Below are 15,232 nucleotides of genomic sequence, written 5' to 3' on the forward strand. Positions count from 1 at the left end.
ACTGAGCTAATTTTAAATATGGTACATAATTGGAAACGCACACTCCTCCCGGATGATAACGAACAACACATTCATAATCATTAAGGAGGATTTTTTTATGCCAAAAAACAAATTTCAAGACGTCATTTTTACTGCTATCATGGCAGTTGCAATGGTATATGGAATGATTGTTTACAACGTCGCCCTGAATATGAGGGGGATTACAGCCGGGACATTTACTGCAGCACTTCATGAATTGCCTGTCATGGCTCCAATCGCATTTATTCTGGAATATTTTGTGGTAGGGAAAATAGCAAAGAAGCTTGCTTTTAAAGTGATAAGACCAGATGACAGACCTCAATTTATTACATATGCTATTTCGATCTGCATTTGTTGCATTATGTGCCCGGTTATGAGTCTGATCGCAACAATACTTTTCAAAGAGCCAGGGATTGGGACCTGGTTACAGACGTGGGCAATGAATTTCCCAATGGCTATTTTATATCAGATGTTTTATTGCGGACCAGTTGTCAGACTTATTTTTCGATTTATTTTTAAGGAAACAGAGAACATACAATAAGCCATTGGTTGAGAAAAAGCAGACAGTAATTTTTCACTGCCTGCTTTTTCTCAATTTTATCTAAATAGAATTCTTATGTTCTCTATTCAAGATTTCCCCCATTGGACTCAATACACTTCTTATACCAATAAAAACTATCCTTGGGAATTCTCCTGAAGTCACCAGTTCCATCATCATGGCGGTCAACGTAGACAAGTCCGTATCGTTTGTACATTTCACCTGTTCCTGCACTGATTAAATCCAGGGCAGACCATACGGTATAGCCCATGACATCAGCGCCCTCACTGATCGAAGCACCAATCGCTTTGATGTGATCGGTAAGGTAGTTTATACGGTAATCGTCGTGTATTTTTCCATCTGGGGATATGACATCCGGCGCGCCAAGGCCATTTTCCACAATCATAAGGGGGATATGGTATCTGTCCCAAAGATTATTTAAAGTATACTGAAGGCCGGAAGGATCGATCTGCCACCCCCATTCACTGGCTTTTAAATATGGGTTTCTCGCTCCGCCCATCAGATTTCCATTCACTTGTTCCACATCAGTCCGGATCGTAGAGCAGTTGGTCATATAATAGCTGAACGCGTAGTAATCAACACAGCCATTCTTCAGGATCTCCGCATCCTCTGGCTGCTTTTCAATTTCTATTTGATTATCACACATATAGGTTTCCATGTATTTGGGGTAGCTGCCCCAGACCATCACATCTCCGCAGAACTTGTTCAGTATTCTGTCCTTTTTCTGAGTTTCAAGAATGTCCTGTGGATGGCAGGTCAGAGGGTATTGGGTGATGTGACTTATCATACACCCCACTTTATTTTGGGGATCAATCTCATGTGCCAGCCGGGTTACCATGGCACTTGCGATAAACTGGTGATGCAGTGCCTGGAATTGCTGCTGTCTATTCCTTTTTAACCTGCTTTTTGGTATAAAATAATCGTTTTCCATATCTTCTGGCTGAACAATCCCAAGTGAATTGTAAGCTCCCATTTCCAGTATCCCAAAATTAATTTCATTAAACGTCAGCCAGTAGCGGACCTTTCCTTTATAATAATTCATAACACACTCTGTATATCGGACAAAATCATTAATTGTATCCCGTGACAGAAAGCCATTCTTTCGGACGGTTAAACTCCATGGCATATCAAAATGACTTAATGTGACCATTGGCTCGATCTTATATTTTCTGCACTCATTAAAAATATCGTCGTAGAACTTAAGGCCTTCTTCATTTGGCTGGATGTCATCTCCATTTGGAAAGATTCTCGCCCAGCTTATGCTCATTCGATAGCATCGAAAGCCCATTTCACCAAAATATTTTATATCCTCTTTATAATGGTTGTAAAAGTCTACCGCCTGATGACTGGGATAGAACTGATCGGCTTCTATCCTGCTTTTAAACATTCTTGGAGAGTTCCTGCTGCCGCCTTTTACAAGGTCCTGGATGGTAATCCCCTTACCACCCTCCTGGAACCCGCCTTCACACTGGTTTGCTGCAGTTGCTCCGCCCCACAAAAAATCTTCCGGAAAAATCATATTGCTGTCCTCCTATCGTTGAATTCTGTGTCCCAGGAAATCAGCCAGGCGTTCGTCGGAATAGATTAAATCAACGGTCTTATATCTATGTTTATATCCTTCACCTATTGGTGACTGAAACGGCACGTCTTCTTTGTAGTTTTCTTTCAGCTCATGGTCAAAGCATTCTATTAAATCATCCAGATACTCAATCCCAATGGGGAATTTATTATGCGCGGGATAAAGAGCAGTGATCCGGTCTCTGTCTTCTCCCAGACGTTTCAGGCTGTTGAAGGTCTCTGAAAATGCAGCCTGTTCGTCGCTGCTTAAAAAATGCCAGATATTATTTGCGGTAAGCTGATCTCCTGAAAAAAGTCTTCCTGTTTCCTGTTCCAGAAACATAATGTGACCATAGCTGTGACCTGGTGTGTGGAAAATCTCCACATGCTTTCCGCCCAGATCAATCACATCATGGTTTAACAGAAAATGAGGATTCAGTTTCTGGGAAATAGGCGTATTGATATAGGTATCTTCCTCTATTGCCCCTTTTAGCCGGGGCATCTTATTGAGGCGGTAAGTGAGCATCTTACTCTTTACAGTCGGATTGTCGTTCATCAGAAGTTTTCCATAATCCAGCGGGTGAATCCAGAGATCCCCAAAGTGTCCGGCCCCTAATGCGTGATCCGGATCTCCATGGGTTACTGCCAGGATGACGGGCAGCGTTGTAATTGACTGAATAATTGGATGAATGTCCTCATATCCATAACCGCAGTCAATTAACAATGCTTTTTCTTCTCCAATCAGAAGATAGCAATGAACGCTCTCTGTCTCGGTAATAACATATAAATCATCTGCTATTTTTTCTGTTTTGTTAATTCTGGTTGAAATCATTCACTCAACTCCTTTGTTGAAAAATGCCAGTCCTGCAAAGAAACTGGCATTTTCCTTATTATTCATTATGAAGCAGCCGTTTCTTCCCCGTATACACTGTCATCAAATCCAAGAATCCATGTTGCCGCAAAGCTCACTGCAATTGTAATAACAACAGCTGCAACCGCAAAATAGAAATTGTTCATACTTCCGTCCGGATTCATGAATATAGGCATGGTAAAGAAGGATGGGGCTCCAAAATTAAATACTTTAACGGAAAAGATGGCACAGAATACGGCATTGGCAACGCAGGCGATCCAGGTTGCGATCAGCGGTCTCTTCATTCTTACGCAGATACCATATAATGTGGGTTCCGTAACACCTGCCAGAAATGATGTGATTGCACAAGATGAGGCAAGTGTCCTTAAATTTTTATTTTTTGTTTTGAACAGGCAGGCCAGTGCAACGCCAAACTGGGAAAAATTCATTCCGATAAATGCTGTAAATAACATATTGTCATATCCCACTGTTGAAAACATTGTCATGACCAGCGGAATCAGTGCAAGATGCATGCCGGTTAATACAAGAAGTGGTGCGAGACTGCCGATTACTAATACAGTCGCCCAGGGTGCTGCACTGTTAACTGCTCCCATAACTGCAAGAAGAGCATCTCCCAAATAGCTTCCAACAGGTCCTGTGACACACAACATAACAGGCATCATTATAATTACACACAACAGTGGTTTAAAGACAAACTTAATGGCCGACGGTACTATTTTTTCAACAAATCTCTCCACATATTTAAATACCCAGATTGTGAAAATAACAGGTATTACCGTTGATGAATAATCTACCGCCTTCACCGGAAGTCCGAAAAGATGTACGGGGGTGCCAAGGCTGGTAAACCCAATCAATGTGGGGCTGATAAAAACAACACCAAAGAATACACTCATCATGATATCGCAGCCAAATTTCTTCGCTGAAGTGTATGCCAGAAATACAGGGAGAAAATAAAGTGCTGCATTGCCAAACATTTTGATGATGGTATAGGTTGTACCCTCTGTACTGAGTCCCAGTTTTGTCATAATCACAAGGATTGCGGAAATAAGACCGCTGCACATGATCAGAGGAATCGCAGGGCCAATGATTGCTGACAACACGTTTAGAAACATGGATAAGATACCCTGCTTCTCTGTCTTATCTCCTGCAGGTGCATTTAGCTTCTCACTCTCTGCTTTATTTTCCTTTATATTAAATTTATTGATTATAATATCGTATACCTTTGCCACATCATTTCCGACTACTACCTGTACACCTCCAGCGCTTTCCACCACGCCAAGTATATCCGGATTCCTTTTCAGTGCGTCTAAGTCTGCCCGATCCATACTTAATAATTGAGTACGAACTCTGGTTGCACAATGAAAGATTTTGGTAATGTTATCCGCTCCCCCAAGGCCTTTCACAATATCATCAGCTAGTGCATTATAGTTTTTTGCCATACTAAACTCCTCCTTTTTCTCGTACATGCGTTTCCCTGATAATGTTATTATAATGTACAAAAAAATAATTGGAAATTCAAACTTTTTCGTCATTAATAGCGAAAAAGAATGTATTATGGCATACTTGCAATCTGGGCAGCGACGAAATCAAAAAATTCCACGATATCCCCATCTCCTCCAAAATGGATCAGCCAGATGGTTGTAATCTGTTTTCCACCAAACTGGAATGGCTGTTCCAGCTCGATTTTGTGAAATAGATTTTTCCCACTTCTGTCATGTGAAATGATATAAAGTACTTTACTCCCAATACTTTCAATGGTTGTAACTTTCTCTTCAAATGGAATATCCAGATTCTCAAGCATTTCTTTTATGCTGTTACATTCACCAGATACCTTTATTTTATATCCTGGTTTCAAATATTTTTCGATCTGGAGCTTCATTCTGCCTATCTTCCATTCCGCCAACATCTCCTCCGTCTTTTTCTTTAACTGACTGAGCTGATGATTGTTAAAGAACAGATCGACATAAAAAAATCTCTTATCGACCAGAGCCAGTTCCCTTTCTGTTGTCAGCAAAAGTTGTGTTTCTCCTTTGTACCTGCTTCTCTTATTTTCGAATAAATACATTGGAATTGCAGTGATGATCCCGATCTGTTCTCCATTGCTTTTCTTTAACTTATTTTCCAGATTATATATACTGCTTGCACTATTATCACTGACAAGCAGCACATCTATTTTTTTACGTTCTGATTCAACGGCAGTTGCAAGATAGAGGATTAGATATCCCAATTCTGCATCTGGGATGTCAATATTCAGTGACTGGCAAAGGCATGTTTTTAACAGGTGCAATTCCATGGGATAATGGGATAACAGGTCCTTGGTGTAATTGCCGACATTGGTTCTGCCGCTTCGGATTCTTCTGATCATTCGTTCCACGTGATCCGTCATGGCAGCTTTTAAATCTTTACTGATTTTCATTTTATATCCGGTTTCTACAGCCACCTGGTGTATAAATTCGTCAAGGTTTCTCCCAATATCAGCATTAGCCATGGGACTTTTGCAGACGATATTAAGTTCCTGAATCCGTCCTTCCATGGACTGCTTTTCCGCTTCACTGAACAAATAGTCGAATTCTGCTTTCACCTGATCAACGATTTCATTGGTAATGTCAGAAAGAAGGAGTCTGTCACATGGCATATCTTCTTCAAAACCCATTCTTGTCCTTGCAATGGAAATGAGAAGATAGAAAACAAAGTCAGAATAGGCCTCTCCGCTTACGATAAAATCAAATTTAGTAAAAATTCTTCCTATTATTGATTCCATCTTTTTCTGATCCTCAAAAATCATTTTCATCACTTCAGTGGTTTGAAAGTATTCACAGCTTCCAGTAATAGTTTTCATACAAAGAATTCGTTTCGTATTTTCCGGCGCGTCCAGACGGATCCCTTTATTGCTTGATACTTTCAGAACAGCTCCTGCATTTCTTGCAACAATGCGCTTAACCTGCGGGATATCGGCACTTACGGATGATTTGGAATAGAACAGCCGATCTGCTATGGTACCGATACTAATGTAATCTTTTTCAAACAACAAGAGCATCAGGATATGCTTGGAATGTATATACTTGTCTTTACTGGCTTTCTTACGCATGGCTTCGTTAAGAATGTATTGCAGTGTGCTCTGATCATCTTTCAGCCGATAGCCAAGTCTGTTATTGGATATAATTCCAGGCTCCCCAGACAGATTGTTTTGAGAAATAACGCTGTTGATATTTTTGATCTCATTTTGTAATGTACGGTTGCTGGCACCAATCATTTCTGCAAGAACCGATCCTTGTACCCAGGAATCTACGCCGGATAGAAAAGCCAGGATCTGACACTGTCGTTCTGTGAACATGGATTTCACCTCTTTTCGGTAAGATGCTTGATGGCTATCATTATAAATGAAAAGCGGAGGCTTTCATACCTCCGTGATTTCATGATTCTTGATAATTGATTTATTTTATACTAATTTAAATACTTCCTATTTAGAAATAATCTTATACGCGATACTGAGATGTTGACATCGTTTTTTGGTATGCTGCCTTTATTATTCTTGCCAATTTAGGTCTCATTTAAAGCATACTTCTGCCTTTTATCCTCTCGAATGCTTCAAGCAAAAGACACCCAACACCATAACAGGCAATATCTTTTATATCAAACACCGAACCTAATACGATTCTTAAAAACCTGTTATCTTCCAGCCCAAGTATGTGTACTAATTTGAAATATTGCAACACCTCGACTCCTGCTGCAAACAAGAATACATACAATGGAAGTAATCTGCATTTTTCTGGTATAAAGATTCTTGTAAAGCTATACACCAAAATTACTACCAACATATCTCCTACATATGGCCGTATAAAAGAATCATGTACATATAACGCAATTATCACTTCTATAAGCAGGAGCAATGCAAATGCAATCCCATACTTAATTCTTAACTGTTTTCTTTTTGTCTTTTGTAAGTTCATAACTCTCTCCAATCATTCTGATAATGTCTTTATCTGGAATCGTGCCATCGAGAATTATGGAATTCCAATGTTCTTTATTTTGATGATATGCCGGCATTACAGAAGTAAATGTGCTCCTCCAGAAATCTCTCCACTCCGGGTCACATTTAACGTTTATCCAGATATTGCCTTCCCTCTCATAGATCCAGGCAAATGCTTTCTTATTGGTCTTATGGCGAATTAAGGTCCAGTTACTATCGTGAAAGGGATAATCCTCATAGACTTCTTTTAATTTCATGCATAAAGCTATTACTTCTGAGCGTTCTTTCAAAATCATCACCTTCTTTAAACAATTATGGAAATAGCAATCTATATAGACATACGAATTTTATCTACTAAAGTTATATCCGCAGGTAACCAGCCCACTGAATTCATTTCTTCCTTCGTCAGCCATTTTGCATCCTCATGCTCTTTTAAAACAAGATCTCCGGCAACAATTTCTGACCAGAAACAATCCATAGACAGATGGAATGTAGGATAATCATATTCAATGGTATGGATCAACTCTCCTACTGAAATCTCTGTATCTAATTCTTCCTTTATCTCTCTCACTAGTGCCTCTTGCGGAGTCTCACCATCTTCAATTTTACCACCAGGAAATTCCCAACCACCTTTTAAATCGCCATAACCACGTTGGGTAGCAAAAATAATTGGTTCTCCCTTTTCATTTAAACCCTTAATCACTGCAGCTACTACTCTAACTATTTTCATCCTGCCTTCACTTCCTCTTTTTTAATATTACTTTGTAGATAACGCAAAAGATCCTCTCTAACAGCATGATGCATCTTCATTTGAAACTTAGCGATATCACGTTCTTTTCCATAATTATCGTTCTTACGAGCTGGTATAGCCTCTATTATTTCAAACTGACCTACATAATAGAAATCAGTTTCTGCATCACTTTTCTTAACTAAAAGATGTTTTCTCTGTGCTGTCATTACATCCGCAACATAAGAGCTCTTAATTCCTCTTCCTATCTGAGAATCCCATCGAAAGATCATATTATCTTCAAAGGCATCTGCATAATCCGGTTTTCCATCAACATAATTTTTATCATCAGAACTTTCCTCTTTATGATATGTTACAAATATAAACAAATCTTCATCTATTCGCTTCATACCATACATAATTGAGGATAAATCCTTACCACAATTCATTAGTAGACTCACATCACGCCTTGAATATTTTTCATACAAAACAAATGGCGTGCCATTTTCCTGATTAATTAGATACCTCTCCTTATATCTTCTAAGTCCAACTTCAATAATATCATTGACTTGTTTGTAGAATTCCATATGGAGAAGACGGTCGGCAAAACTCTTAAGCCTTTGTAGTGTTCTCTTTGCATCGTAATTTACAATATTAATATGACAGTATTTTTTGTACTCTTCCTCTTTACTTACAAATTTTCCTTGTAGAACTTCTATCGCATTATTAAAAGAGGTTAAGTCAAGCTTATACCCGTATGTATCCTGAAACTCCTGTTTAATCTCATCCACATAAATTACTTCATGGTTTAGAAAGCGCTTTAATATCTCAAGTTCGTATGGTCTTGTTCCACTCAATATCGTTTTCGACAAATACTCTAATGTAATCATTTCCTGTTCTGTTATCTTTTCTGTATAAAGCTCCTTCTCTACAGACACTAAGAAATTCTGATAGGTCTTATATTCTCTGATAATTAAAAGTGGATCTGTTTCTCCATTTTCGTAGAAATCCAAAAGATACGGGACTCTACCCAAGCGATTTTTCAGAGAAATATAGCTTTCTCTGATAATCGATTTCATTCCTTTAATCTTATCAATTGACGAAAAAATCTTTTCTTTTGCAATCTCATCAAAATGAACCGTAGAAGCACCCGGTATGGTACTGTTTCCACTAATAATATATTTTCGAATCGTGTCTGGATTATAAGAACGATCTCCTGATAATGCGACTGGAATCATGAAGTTATTATTATAATTACCAATAAAATCTAGAATTACAACATATTCTTTTCCTTCCGCTTTCCTTAGACCTCTTCCCAACTGCTGAATAAATACAATCGGTGACTGCGTAGGTCGAAGCATAATTACCTGATTAACTTCAACAATATCTACACCTTCATTTAAGATTTCTACTGAAAATATGTAATCCAAGGATTGTCTGTTTTCAAGATCAACATCTTCATCCATTGCCAACCTCTCAAATGCTTCCTGCCGTTCCTCCTCAGAGGCATTGCCATTCAAGGCGATTGTTCTATATAATTTACCATTTGACGGATTAATGATCTGATTAAATTTTGCTGATAGTTCTTCAGACTCGTCTATTCGGCTGCAAAATATTAATCCCTTTACTCTATCGCCACTATATCCATAATAATTAGCTTGCTCAATAATATGTCGTACTCGTTCATCCCCAGTTAACTGATTAAAATCCCTTTCAGAAATATTTTTGGCTTTAATCTTCTTATCATCCATCATTGAAATATCACTGATTCCAAAATAATGAAATGGGCAGAGCATATTTTCTTCCATAGCTTGCTGAAGACGTATCTCATAAGCTATTTGGTAATTAAAAATCTCGTAAATATTCTTCTCCGCAACATTATCATTTCGCGTATCAGGGGTTGCCGTCATGCCAAGCCAAAGCCTGGGTTTGAAATAATTCATTACTTTTTGATAAGTATCTGCAGAGATATGATGAGCTTCATCCAGTATAATACAATCAAACTCATCATAATTATATTTAAATAAATGTTCATCTCTGTTCAAGGTCTGAACTGTTGCAAATACAAAATCACAATCATATTCATGATACCCAGCTCCGACTAACCCCATTGAGACTGACTTATCAAATACCTTTTGATAAGATTTCCTGGACTGACGCGCAAGCTGCCCTCTATGAACTAGAAATAATACTCTTTTAAACGCAAGCTCACGCATTGCAAATGCTGAAGCATAAGTTTTTCCAGTTCCTGTCGCTGAAATCAGAAGTGCTCTTTCTTTACCAGCATTTAATATTTTTCTAAGATTTGTAATGAACCCAACCTGCATATTATTTGGCTGTAATCTGTATTTTTCAATAGATGGAATCTCGTCTTGCTTGGCAATCTTACGTTGGCGCTTAATGAAATTATATCGTTCTTCATAATTTTGATAAAATTCATCAAACTCAAGTGAATATCTGGAATCCCAAAGTTCATAGAATTCTTCAACAATTTCCTGGGCCATCTCTCCCTGCTCAGTCGATATAACTCTTGTATTCCATTCTCGATTAATTGTTAATGCTGCGCTTGTAATATTGGAACTACCAATTATAATTCGATAGATTTCTTCCTTTTTAAATATATACCCCTTCGTATGAAATCCTTTATCAGCCGCTTCTACATCAAACATTTTAAGCGTAATATTTTTAAGTTCATTTAACTTTTTTAGTGCCTTAGGTTCACTAAAATTCAAATAATTGGTTGTTAGAATCTCTCCATGAATGTTTTTCTTCTCAAGTTCCTTCAACGTCTGAAGAAGGGGAGTAATTCCCCCCATTGTTATAAAAGCAACACTTATTTGAAACTGATCACATGTTAAAAGCTCATTCTCTATAGTCGATAATACTTTTTTACCTTCTTTATGATTATTCGAAACAAACTGAGGTTTGTAAGCCAAATTAGATGAAAACGTTCCATCAACATATGCTGTTTCAAAGCCATTCCTAATTTCAGCCAATTTTTCTTTTGTCATGTACCCATTCCCCTTTTACCAAATTTGGTACCCTTGTCTTCTTGCCGAATCATAAACCGGCTGCATGTTTTTCTCAAGAATATGATAAAATTCCTCTTTAGAATTTCCCTTTCTATATAGCTCCTGATTTGCCCATATGGAATGCAAATTATCCCGAAAGCAAGACTCGTACTTTTTTCTAATATCTGGCTTTCTTTCATCATGAATTATACCATACAAAATATACTGATTACTTGCAAATCGTCCAAAAAACGGATCCCACTTTGGAAGCTTATTACTTTTCGATGAATTTAGCGCGGAATCCATAGGCATTAAATTCCACAATTCATCGTTCATTACGAAGGACCAAGGAATAAAATGATCCACATCGTAACTTCCCTTTACTATCGGTGAATTTTTAAAGACATCCACGATAGGTTTCTCATCCAAAACTGCTTCCCAAAGTTTCCTAACGCTATTAAGCCTGCGCATTTTTTCATCCATTGGTGCTAGCTTATATATAAGTCCTGGGACTTCATGATTATTATTCTGAAGCCACTTTACCTTTTCATACTGAATCCAGCCAAGAATCGATACGGTATTGTCCTGAATCATCTTGATCCATGATTCATTAAAATAGACTTCTTTCTTAAGTTTACTTCCTGTTCCAAGTGTATAGGGCAGTAATGATATCTGATTGACACGTTCGATATAAGAAACCATTCTTTGAGTGCTGCCCCAATCCGCTCTTTCATTACACTTATCGAAAAATCCTGAAAGCGCTCGATACGGAACCATATGAGTTAACTGATCTTTATAAAGTGCTAATTCTTTATCATGCTGTTTTATTTTATTCTTAATTTCTATCTTGGAAGCATTTCCTGGAAGCTGGCTTAACTCCTGAAGCGTAAGAACAGCTCTTTCCAACCCATCTTTTATCTGGCCTTCAATCACACCGCTTAGATGAATATGAAATTCTAAAACCGTATACCATGCATTTGCAATCATCTCATCAATAATATCATTAAAGCTGGTCTCTTTTAAGCCTTCTGAAATTAAATGAACGATTGCCTCAAGCCAATAGAACTTATAGCAGTATGACGGATTCTTCATCATAAGAGAGAATGCCTCTATATCAAGACTGTTATAATACCTGCCATTAATATTTAATTGATATCCGATTTTTCCATAATCAAATTGAGGCATTTATCCTCATCCCCCTTGTCTTACGTGAACTGGTACTTATCGTTTTTCTGAATCATCTCAGTTTCAGTTGATCATATTTTTCCTTGCTGTCCTTCGCTAATTCTACTGGATACTTTTCATTGTTTCTTTTAATCTTCGCCTGTACGATCTCATCTAAATCAAGATCGCATGCATCTGCCATAAGCACACAGTAATTTATAACATCAGCAAGTTCTTCTCTTATCTTATCCATCTTCTCGGTGCATTTCACATCCTCAGCACTCCACTGAAAAACTTCCAACAGTTCAGCCGCTTCCAGAGAAATTGATATGGCTAAATCTTTCGGATTATGAAATTGTCTCCAGTTACGATCATCACGAAATTGCAATATCTTATTTATTGTATCTTGTGTCATCCATATTCCCTCTTACTTTATGCTGATTTTTAAAAGAATCGGTGCAAAAAGTTCAAAATATTATCTTTTCTAACCGGCTCACTATGACCAACCACTGCTAACTCAAAGTCAATCATACTTAATTCCTGATATAATTGTTTTGTTTTTTCCAGATCTCTGTAATGATTCTGATAAAAGCCATCGTTATAAATATCTCCTAAAAATATCACTCTTTCCTCTGGAACGAAAACAGCTACGGAATCATCACTATGTGCGGATGGAAGGTGCATACACTCGCACGTAATGCTGCCGCAGTCCAATACAATTTTTTGCTCAAAAGTTATCAGTGCCGGAACCACCTTTATTTCTTTTAACTTTGGATACTCTGCCCGGATGTGCTCATCTGCAAACGCAATTTCTTCGCCGGATATCAACCGCTCCTTCATTCTGGAATCAGTAAATTCCCAGGAAGACATTCTGACCAATTCCTGGTTGGTCTTTGTATGTGCAATTGTTTCTGCATCAACGGCATGCAGACCATATGTATGATCCCAATGCCAGTGTGTTATAATACAATATTTCGGCTTTTTTAAGCCTTGCTGCGTCAGAAAAAAATTATAATCTTTCACATGATTCCCGGAATTGCCTGCATCAACCATTACCGAACATCGATCCCCATTGATATAACCTAAAACAGGGCGATCGCTGTTGGAATCGCATTCCGTATAGTATATATTTTCTGTTAACCGATTTAATCTCATAGTATGTCTCCTATTCTCCAAATCCGCTTTCTGCAAAGGTTGCTATGGATAAAATCGCTTCTTTTTCATCTTCGCCCTGGGCTTCAAACTTCAGCTTGTCCCCCTTTATTGCGTTCATATCCATTAAGGAAAGTACATTCTTCGCATTATATTTCCTGGTGAGGTCTTCATTTTTATAGACTATAATTTCACTTATAAATCCCATAGCAAGCTTTGACAGCAAACTGGCCGGTCTTGCATGTAATCCATATGGGTTTGGTACGGTCACTATAACGATTTCCATGGTATTCCTCCCCTTTTAATACAGTAATAGCGGCATTTAAATGATCATTAGTCTCTTTAAGGAAAGTATAGTTTGTAATGGTAGTTCTGTAAAGGAAAAAGCAAACGAATATGATCATTATCTCTATTTTTAGGCTTCAATTGTAAATGGTTGCATTTTAATCAGTTAGTCATTTTATCAAGTTACGATCATAAGTTTCACTAAATAGAGCCATGCGTCTGGCACGGCCCTGTTCATATAACATTTATATCTGTATGATCTTATGCACCATACTGCATCGTTTCTTGTCATGGGCTAAACCGACACACAGAACCTCTCCTGATAATCCTGTATAATATTGATTATCAATTATCTGTTGTAATGCCTCTTCCCTAAGCCGTTCCAAATCTTCTCCCTGTTTAAATTCAATAATTACATGACTATGAGCAGGCATCAATGCTTCCAGAGTGATATCACTTCTTCCGAATCCGGCTTCTATGTTACTTGTTACCTTATAAGTGCCTCTTAGCGTAATGCACATTCCTAAAAACAGCATGTGATATGCATTTTCCTTGGCATCCATGTAACTGGTGCAAGATATGACAATATCCTGATATAACTCAAAAAACCGTTTCATATCTTTATTAATCAGGCAAGAAAGCATTTGCTGCAAGTCCATTCCGTCAACACCTGATATCTATCAATACTTGAAATTCCGACATCACTTCATCATTAGGAATTTTTACCACTGCCGTATTGGAATCAATCCGTTTCAGGGCGGTCAGATAGCCCGAGTTCACCAGTAGTCCCCACAAACTATAATTACTATCTCGTTCTATATATGAAGTTTCTAACGTAAGCCATACAGATATTTCTTTTCCTGAAGCCAATTGATCAAAGTCTTCCCAAAATCGCTTGTCTGCTGTCCGAAGTGCTTGTTTCACTAAAAAGTTAAAGGATGTATTAATCCAATAGTTATCCAATGAACCTATATCAGCATAATTTAAAACAGACCATGGATTGTATATTTCTACTCCTCCAAATCGGTAACCATCATACTTCATACGTACATTTTCGTCCAAAATCAAACCATAATCAGTTAAAAGTTTTTCTGTCTCCCCAACAGTAAGGCCAAAATAAGATGCATATTGTTTGTGCATAACCGTATACACTCTGGCATTGTTAAATTGAGAAAATATACTTTCCTTAGCAACTCTCTGTACTCCCGTGATAAGAGCCTGACCAAGTGATGAATTTCCCTTCATTGCACTCCCATAAAGATTGGCAAAAAACGGGCCCAGCTGGTTATGGTATCCGTATTCGTAACTGCTCATAATTGGCTGGTCATATTCATCAATTAAAAGAATCGGACGTATATGATAGAATTCATAAACAACTCTGGTTAAATCCAGTAACACACCAGACAGATAGATATGAGTGGATTTCTGATCCATCAACAAATCGTAGGATTCATAAAATTTCTTCGTACTAAAAGAATTTTTGTTTAGTTTATCTCTGAATTTTTCTTCATAGTAACCATATTGTTCTTGCATCGCCAATTTTAATTGGGCAGTCAGCTCCTCTACCGTGGTTCCTTTAGAATTTTTAAATGTAAAATAAATGACAGGTCTTGAATTAATCTGATCCGCGTATTCCGTATCCATAATTGCCAGACCATTAAAAATATCTCTGCTATCCTTTTCGATATCAAAAAATTCCTTAAGCATCGTCACATTTAATGTCTTTCCAAACCTCCTTGGACGGGCAATCAGTGTAACTTCATCCTTCATTTCTATAAAATCCTTTATCATTAATGTTTTATCTACGTAATAGGATCCATTTTCACGTAATTTACGAAAATCATCATTTCCGATTGGTAAGATTCTTTTTACACCCATGCCTTCTATCCTTTCTAAAACATTTTCAGAACGTGCTATC

General features: G+C 37.7%; 15 protein-coding genes. 1 reads left to right on the top strand and 14 read right to left on the bottom strand.

Translation table 11 applies throughout. The annotated features are described in order from the left end of the window. The first annotated feature begins 97 nt into the window (after positions 1-97). Positions 98-559: a DUF2798 domain-containing protein gene (locus BXY41_RS11430; RefSeq protein ID WP_104436969.1), complete on the top strand. Its 462-nt coding sequence runs from the start codon at positions 98-100 to the stop codon at positions 557-559. An 82-nt stretch (positions 560-641) separates the two neighbouring features. Here the strand turns inward: BXY41_RS11430 and BXY41_RS11435 are convergent, their stop codons facing one another. From BXY41_RS11435 to BXY41_RS11500, 14 genes are all read right to left on the bottom strand, one after another. Continuing rightward, entirely contained in the window at positions 642-2,096 is a 1,455-nt protein-coding gene (locus BXY41_RS11435) for a glycoside hydrolase family 1 protein (RefSeq protein ID WP_104436970.1), read from the bottom strand. A gap of 12 nt (positions 2,097-2,108) precedes the next feature. Further along, positions 2,109-2,966, bottom strand: a complete 858-nt coding sequence (locus BXY41_RS11440) for an MBL fold metallo-hydrolase (protein ID WP_104436971.1) — start codon at positions 2,964-2,966, stop codon at positions 2,109-2,111. Positions 2,967-3,031: 65 nt separating this feature from the next. Continuing rightward, complete coding sequence (locus BXY41_RS11445) at positions 3,032-4,444, bottom strand: PTS transporter subunit EIIC (RefSeq protein WP_170072337.1); 1,413 nt, start codon at positions 4,442-4,444, stop codon at positions 3,032-3,034. A gap of 113 nt (positions 4,445-4,557) precedes the next feature. Beyond that, positions 4,558-6,339: a BglG family transcription antiterminator gene (locus BXY41_RS11450; protein WP_104436973.1), complete on the bottom strand. Its 1,782-nt coding sequence runs from the start codon at positions 6,337-6,339 to the stop codon at positions 4,558-4,560. A gap of 217 nt (positions 6,340-6,556) precedes the next feature. Next, positions 6,557-6,955 (bottom strand): ribosomal maturation YjgA family protein, encoded by a 399-nt coding sequence (locus BXY41_RS11455; RefSeq protein WP_104436974.1) that lies wholly within the window; start codon positions 6,953-6,955, stop codon positions 6,557-6,559. Next, positions 6,915-7,265, bottom strand: coding sequence for an MmcQ/YjbR family DNA-binding protein (locus tag BXY41_RS11460; RefSeq protein ID WP_104436975.1), 351 nt, complete (start codon positions 7,263-7,265; stop codon positions 6,915-6,917). The genes BXY41_RS11455 and BXY41_RS11460 overlap by 41 nt, the downstream gene beginning before the upstream one ends. A gap of 38 nt (positions 7,266-7,303) precedes the next feature. Continuing rightward, positions 7,304-7,705, bottom strand: a complete 402-nt coding sequence (locus tag BXY41_RS11465) for a (deoxy)nucleoside triphosphate pyrophosphohydrolase (RefSeq protein ID WP_104436976.1) — start codon at positions 7,703-7,705, stop codon at positions 7,304-7,306. Beyond that, on the bottom strand, positions 7,702-10,713 hold the full coding sequence (locus tag BXY41_RS11470; RefSeq protein ID WP_104436977.1) for a DEAD/DEAH box helicase: 3,012 nt from the start codon (positions 10,711-10,713) through the stop codon (positions 7,702-7,704). The genes BXY41_RS11465 and BXY41_RS11470 overlap by 4 nt, the downstream gene beginning before the upstream one ends. Positions 10,714-10,728: 15 nt before the next feature. Then, positions 10,729-11,898, bottom strand: coding sequence for an HNH endonuclease domain-containing protein (locus BXY41_RS26955; RefSeq protein WP_185140356.1), 1,170 nt, complete (start codon positions 11,896-11,898; stop codon positions 10,729-10,731). Positions 11,899-11,950: 52 nt separating this feature from the next. Beyond that, the gene (locus BXY41_RS11480; protein ID WP_104436978.1) at positions 11,951-12,292 is read right to left on the bottom strand and encodes a nucleotide pyrophosphohydrolase; all 342 of its coding nucleotides are present in this window, start codon (positions 12,290-12,292) and stop codon (positions 11,951-11,953) included. A 29-nt stretch (positions 12,293-12,321) separates the two neighbouring features. After that, the gene (locus tag BXY41_RS11485) at positions 12,322-13,032 is read right to left on the bottom strand and encodes an MBL fold metallo-hydrolase (RefSeq protein ID WP_104436979.1); all 711 of its coding nucleotides are present in this window, start codon (positions 13,030-13,032) and stop codon (positions 12,322-12,324) included. Between the two features lie 10 nt (positions 13,033-13,042). Further along, positions 13,043-13,315: an HPr family phosphocarrier protein gene (locus tag BXY41_RS11490; protein WP_104436980.1), complete on the bottom strand. Its 273-nt coding sequence runs from the start codon at positions 13,313-13,315 to the stop codon at positions 13,043-13,045. Positions 13,316-13,559: 244 nt separating this feature from the next. Continuing rightward, positions 13,560-13,973 carry a PD-(D/E)XK nuclease domain-containing protein gene (locus BXY41_RS11495; protein WP_104436981.1) on the bottom strand — a complete coding sequence of 138 codons (414 nt, stop codon included), beginning with the start codon at positions 13,971-13,973 and terminating at the stop codon, positions 13,560-13,562. Positions 13,974-13,977: 4 nt separating this feature from the next. After that, a complete protein-coding gene (locus tag BXY41_RS11500; protein ID WP_104436982.1) occupies positions 13,978-15,192 on the bottom strand; it encodes an AAA family ATPase in 1,215 nt (404 codons plus the stop codon). Between the last annotated feature and the right edge of the window lie 40 nt (positions 15,193-15,232).

Origin of the sequence: Lacrimispora xylanisolvens (genome assembly GCF_002934545.1) — a bacterium.
Taxonomy (GTDB): Bacteria; Bacillota; Clostridia; order Lachnospirales; family Lachnospiraceae; genus Lacrimispora; species Lacrimispora xylanisolvens.

Excerpts from the sequence above, each read along its gene's own strand:
- BXY41_RS11430 (WP_104436969.1), top strand. The coding sequence starts at position 98 with ATGCCAAAAAACAAATTTCAAGACGTCATTTTTACTGCTATCATGGCA.
- BXY41_RS11435 (WP_104436970.1), bottom strand. The coding sequence starts at position 2,096 with ATGATTTTTCCGGAAGATTTTTTGTGGGGCGGAGCAACTGCAGCAAAC.
- BXY41_RS11440 (WP_104436971.1), bottom strand. The coding sequence starts at position 2,966 with ATGATTTCAACCAGAATTAACAAAACAGAAAAAATAGCAGATGATTTA.
- BXY41_RS11445 (WP_170072337.1), bottom strand. The coding sequence starts at position 4,444 with ATGGCAAAAAACTATAATGCACTAGCTGATGATATTGTGAAAGGCCTT.
- BXY41_RS11450 (WP_104436973.1), bottom strand. The coding sequence starts at position 6,339 with ATGTTCACAGAACGACAGTGTCAGATCCTGGCTTTTCTATCCGGCGTA.
- BXY41_RS11455 (WP_104436974.1), bottom strand. The coding sequence starts at position 6,955 with ATGAACTTACAAAAGACAAAAAGAAAACAGTTAAGAATTAAGTATGGG.
- BXY41_RS11465 (WP_104436976.1), bottom strand. The coding sequence starts at position 7,705 with ATGAAAATAGTTAGAGTAGTAGCTGCAGTGATTAAGGGTTTAAATGAA.
- BXY41_RS11470 (WP_104436977.1), bottom strand. The coding sequence starts at position 10,713 with ATGACAAAAGAAAAATTGGCTGAAATTAGGAATGGCTTTGAAACAGCA.
- BXY41_RS26955 (WP_185140356.1), bottom strand. The coding sequence starts at position 11,898 with ATGCCTCAATTTGATTATGGAAAAATCGGATATCAATTAAATATTAAT.
- BXY41_RS11480 (WP_104436978.1), bottom strand. The coding sequence starts at position 12,292 with ATGACACAAGATACAATAAATAAGATATTGCAATTTCGTGATGATCGT.
- BXY41_RS11485 (WP_104436979.1), bottom strand. The coding sequence starts at position 13,032 with ATGAGATTAAATCGGTTAACAGAAAATATATACTATACGGAATGCGAT.
- BXY41_RS11490 (WP_104436980.1), bottom strand. The coding sequence starts at position 13,315 with ATGGAAATCGTTATAGTGACCGTACCAAACCCATATGGATTACATGCA.
- BXY41_RS11495 (WP_104436981.1), bottom strand. The coding sequence starts at position 13,973 with ATGGACTTGCAGCAAATGCTTTCTTGCCTGATTAATAAAGATATGAAA.
- BXY41_RS11500 (WP_104436982.1), bottom strand. The coding sequence starts at position 15,192 with ATGGGTGTAAAAAGAATCTTACCAATCGGAAATGATGATTTTCGTAAA.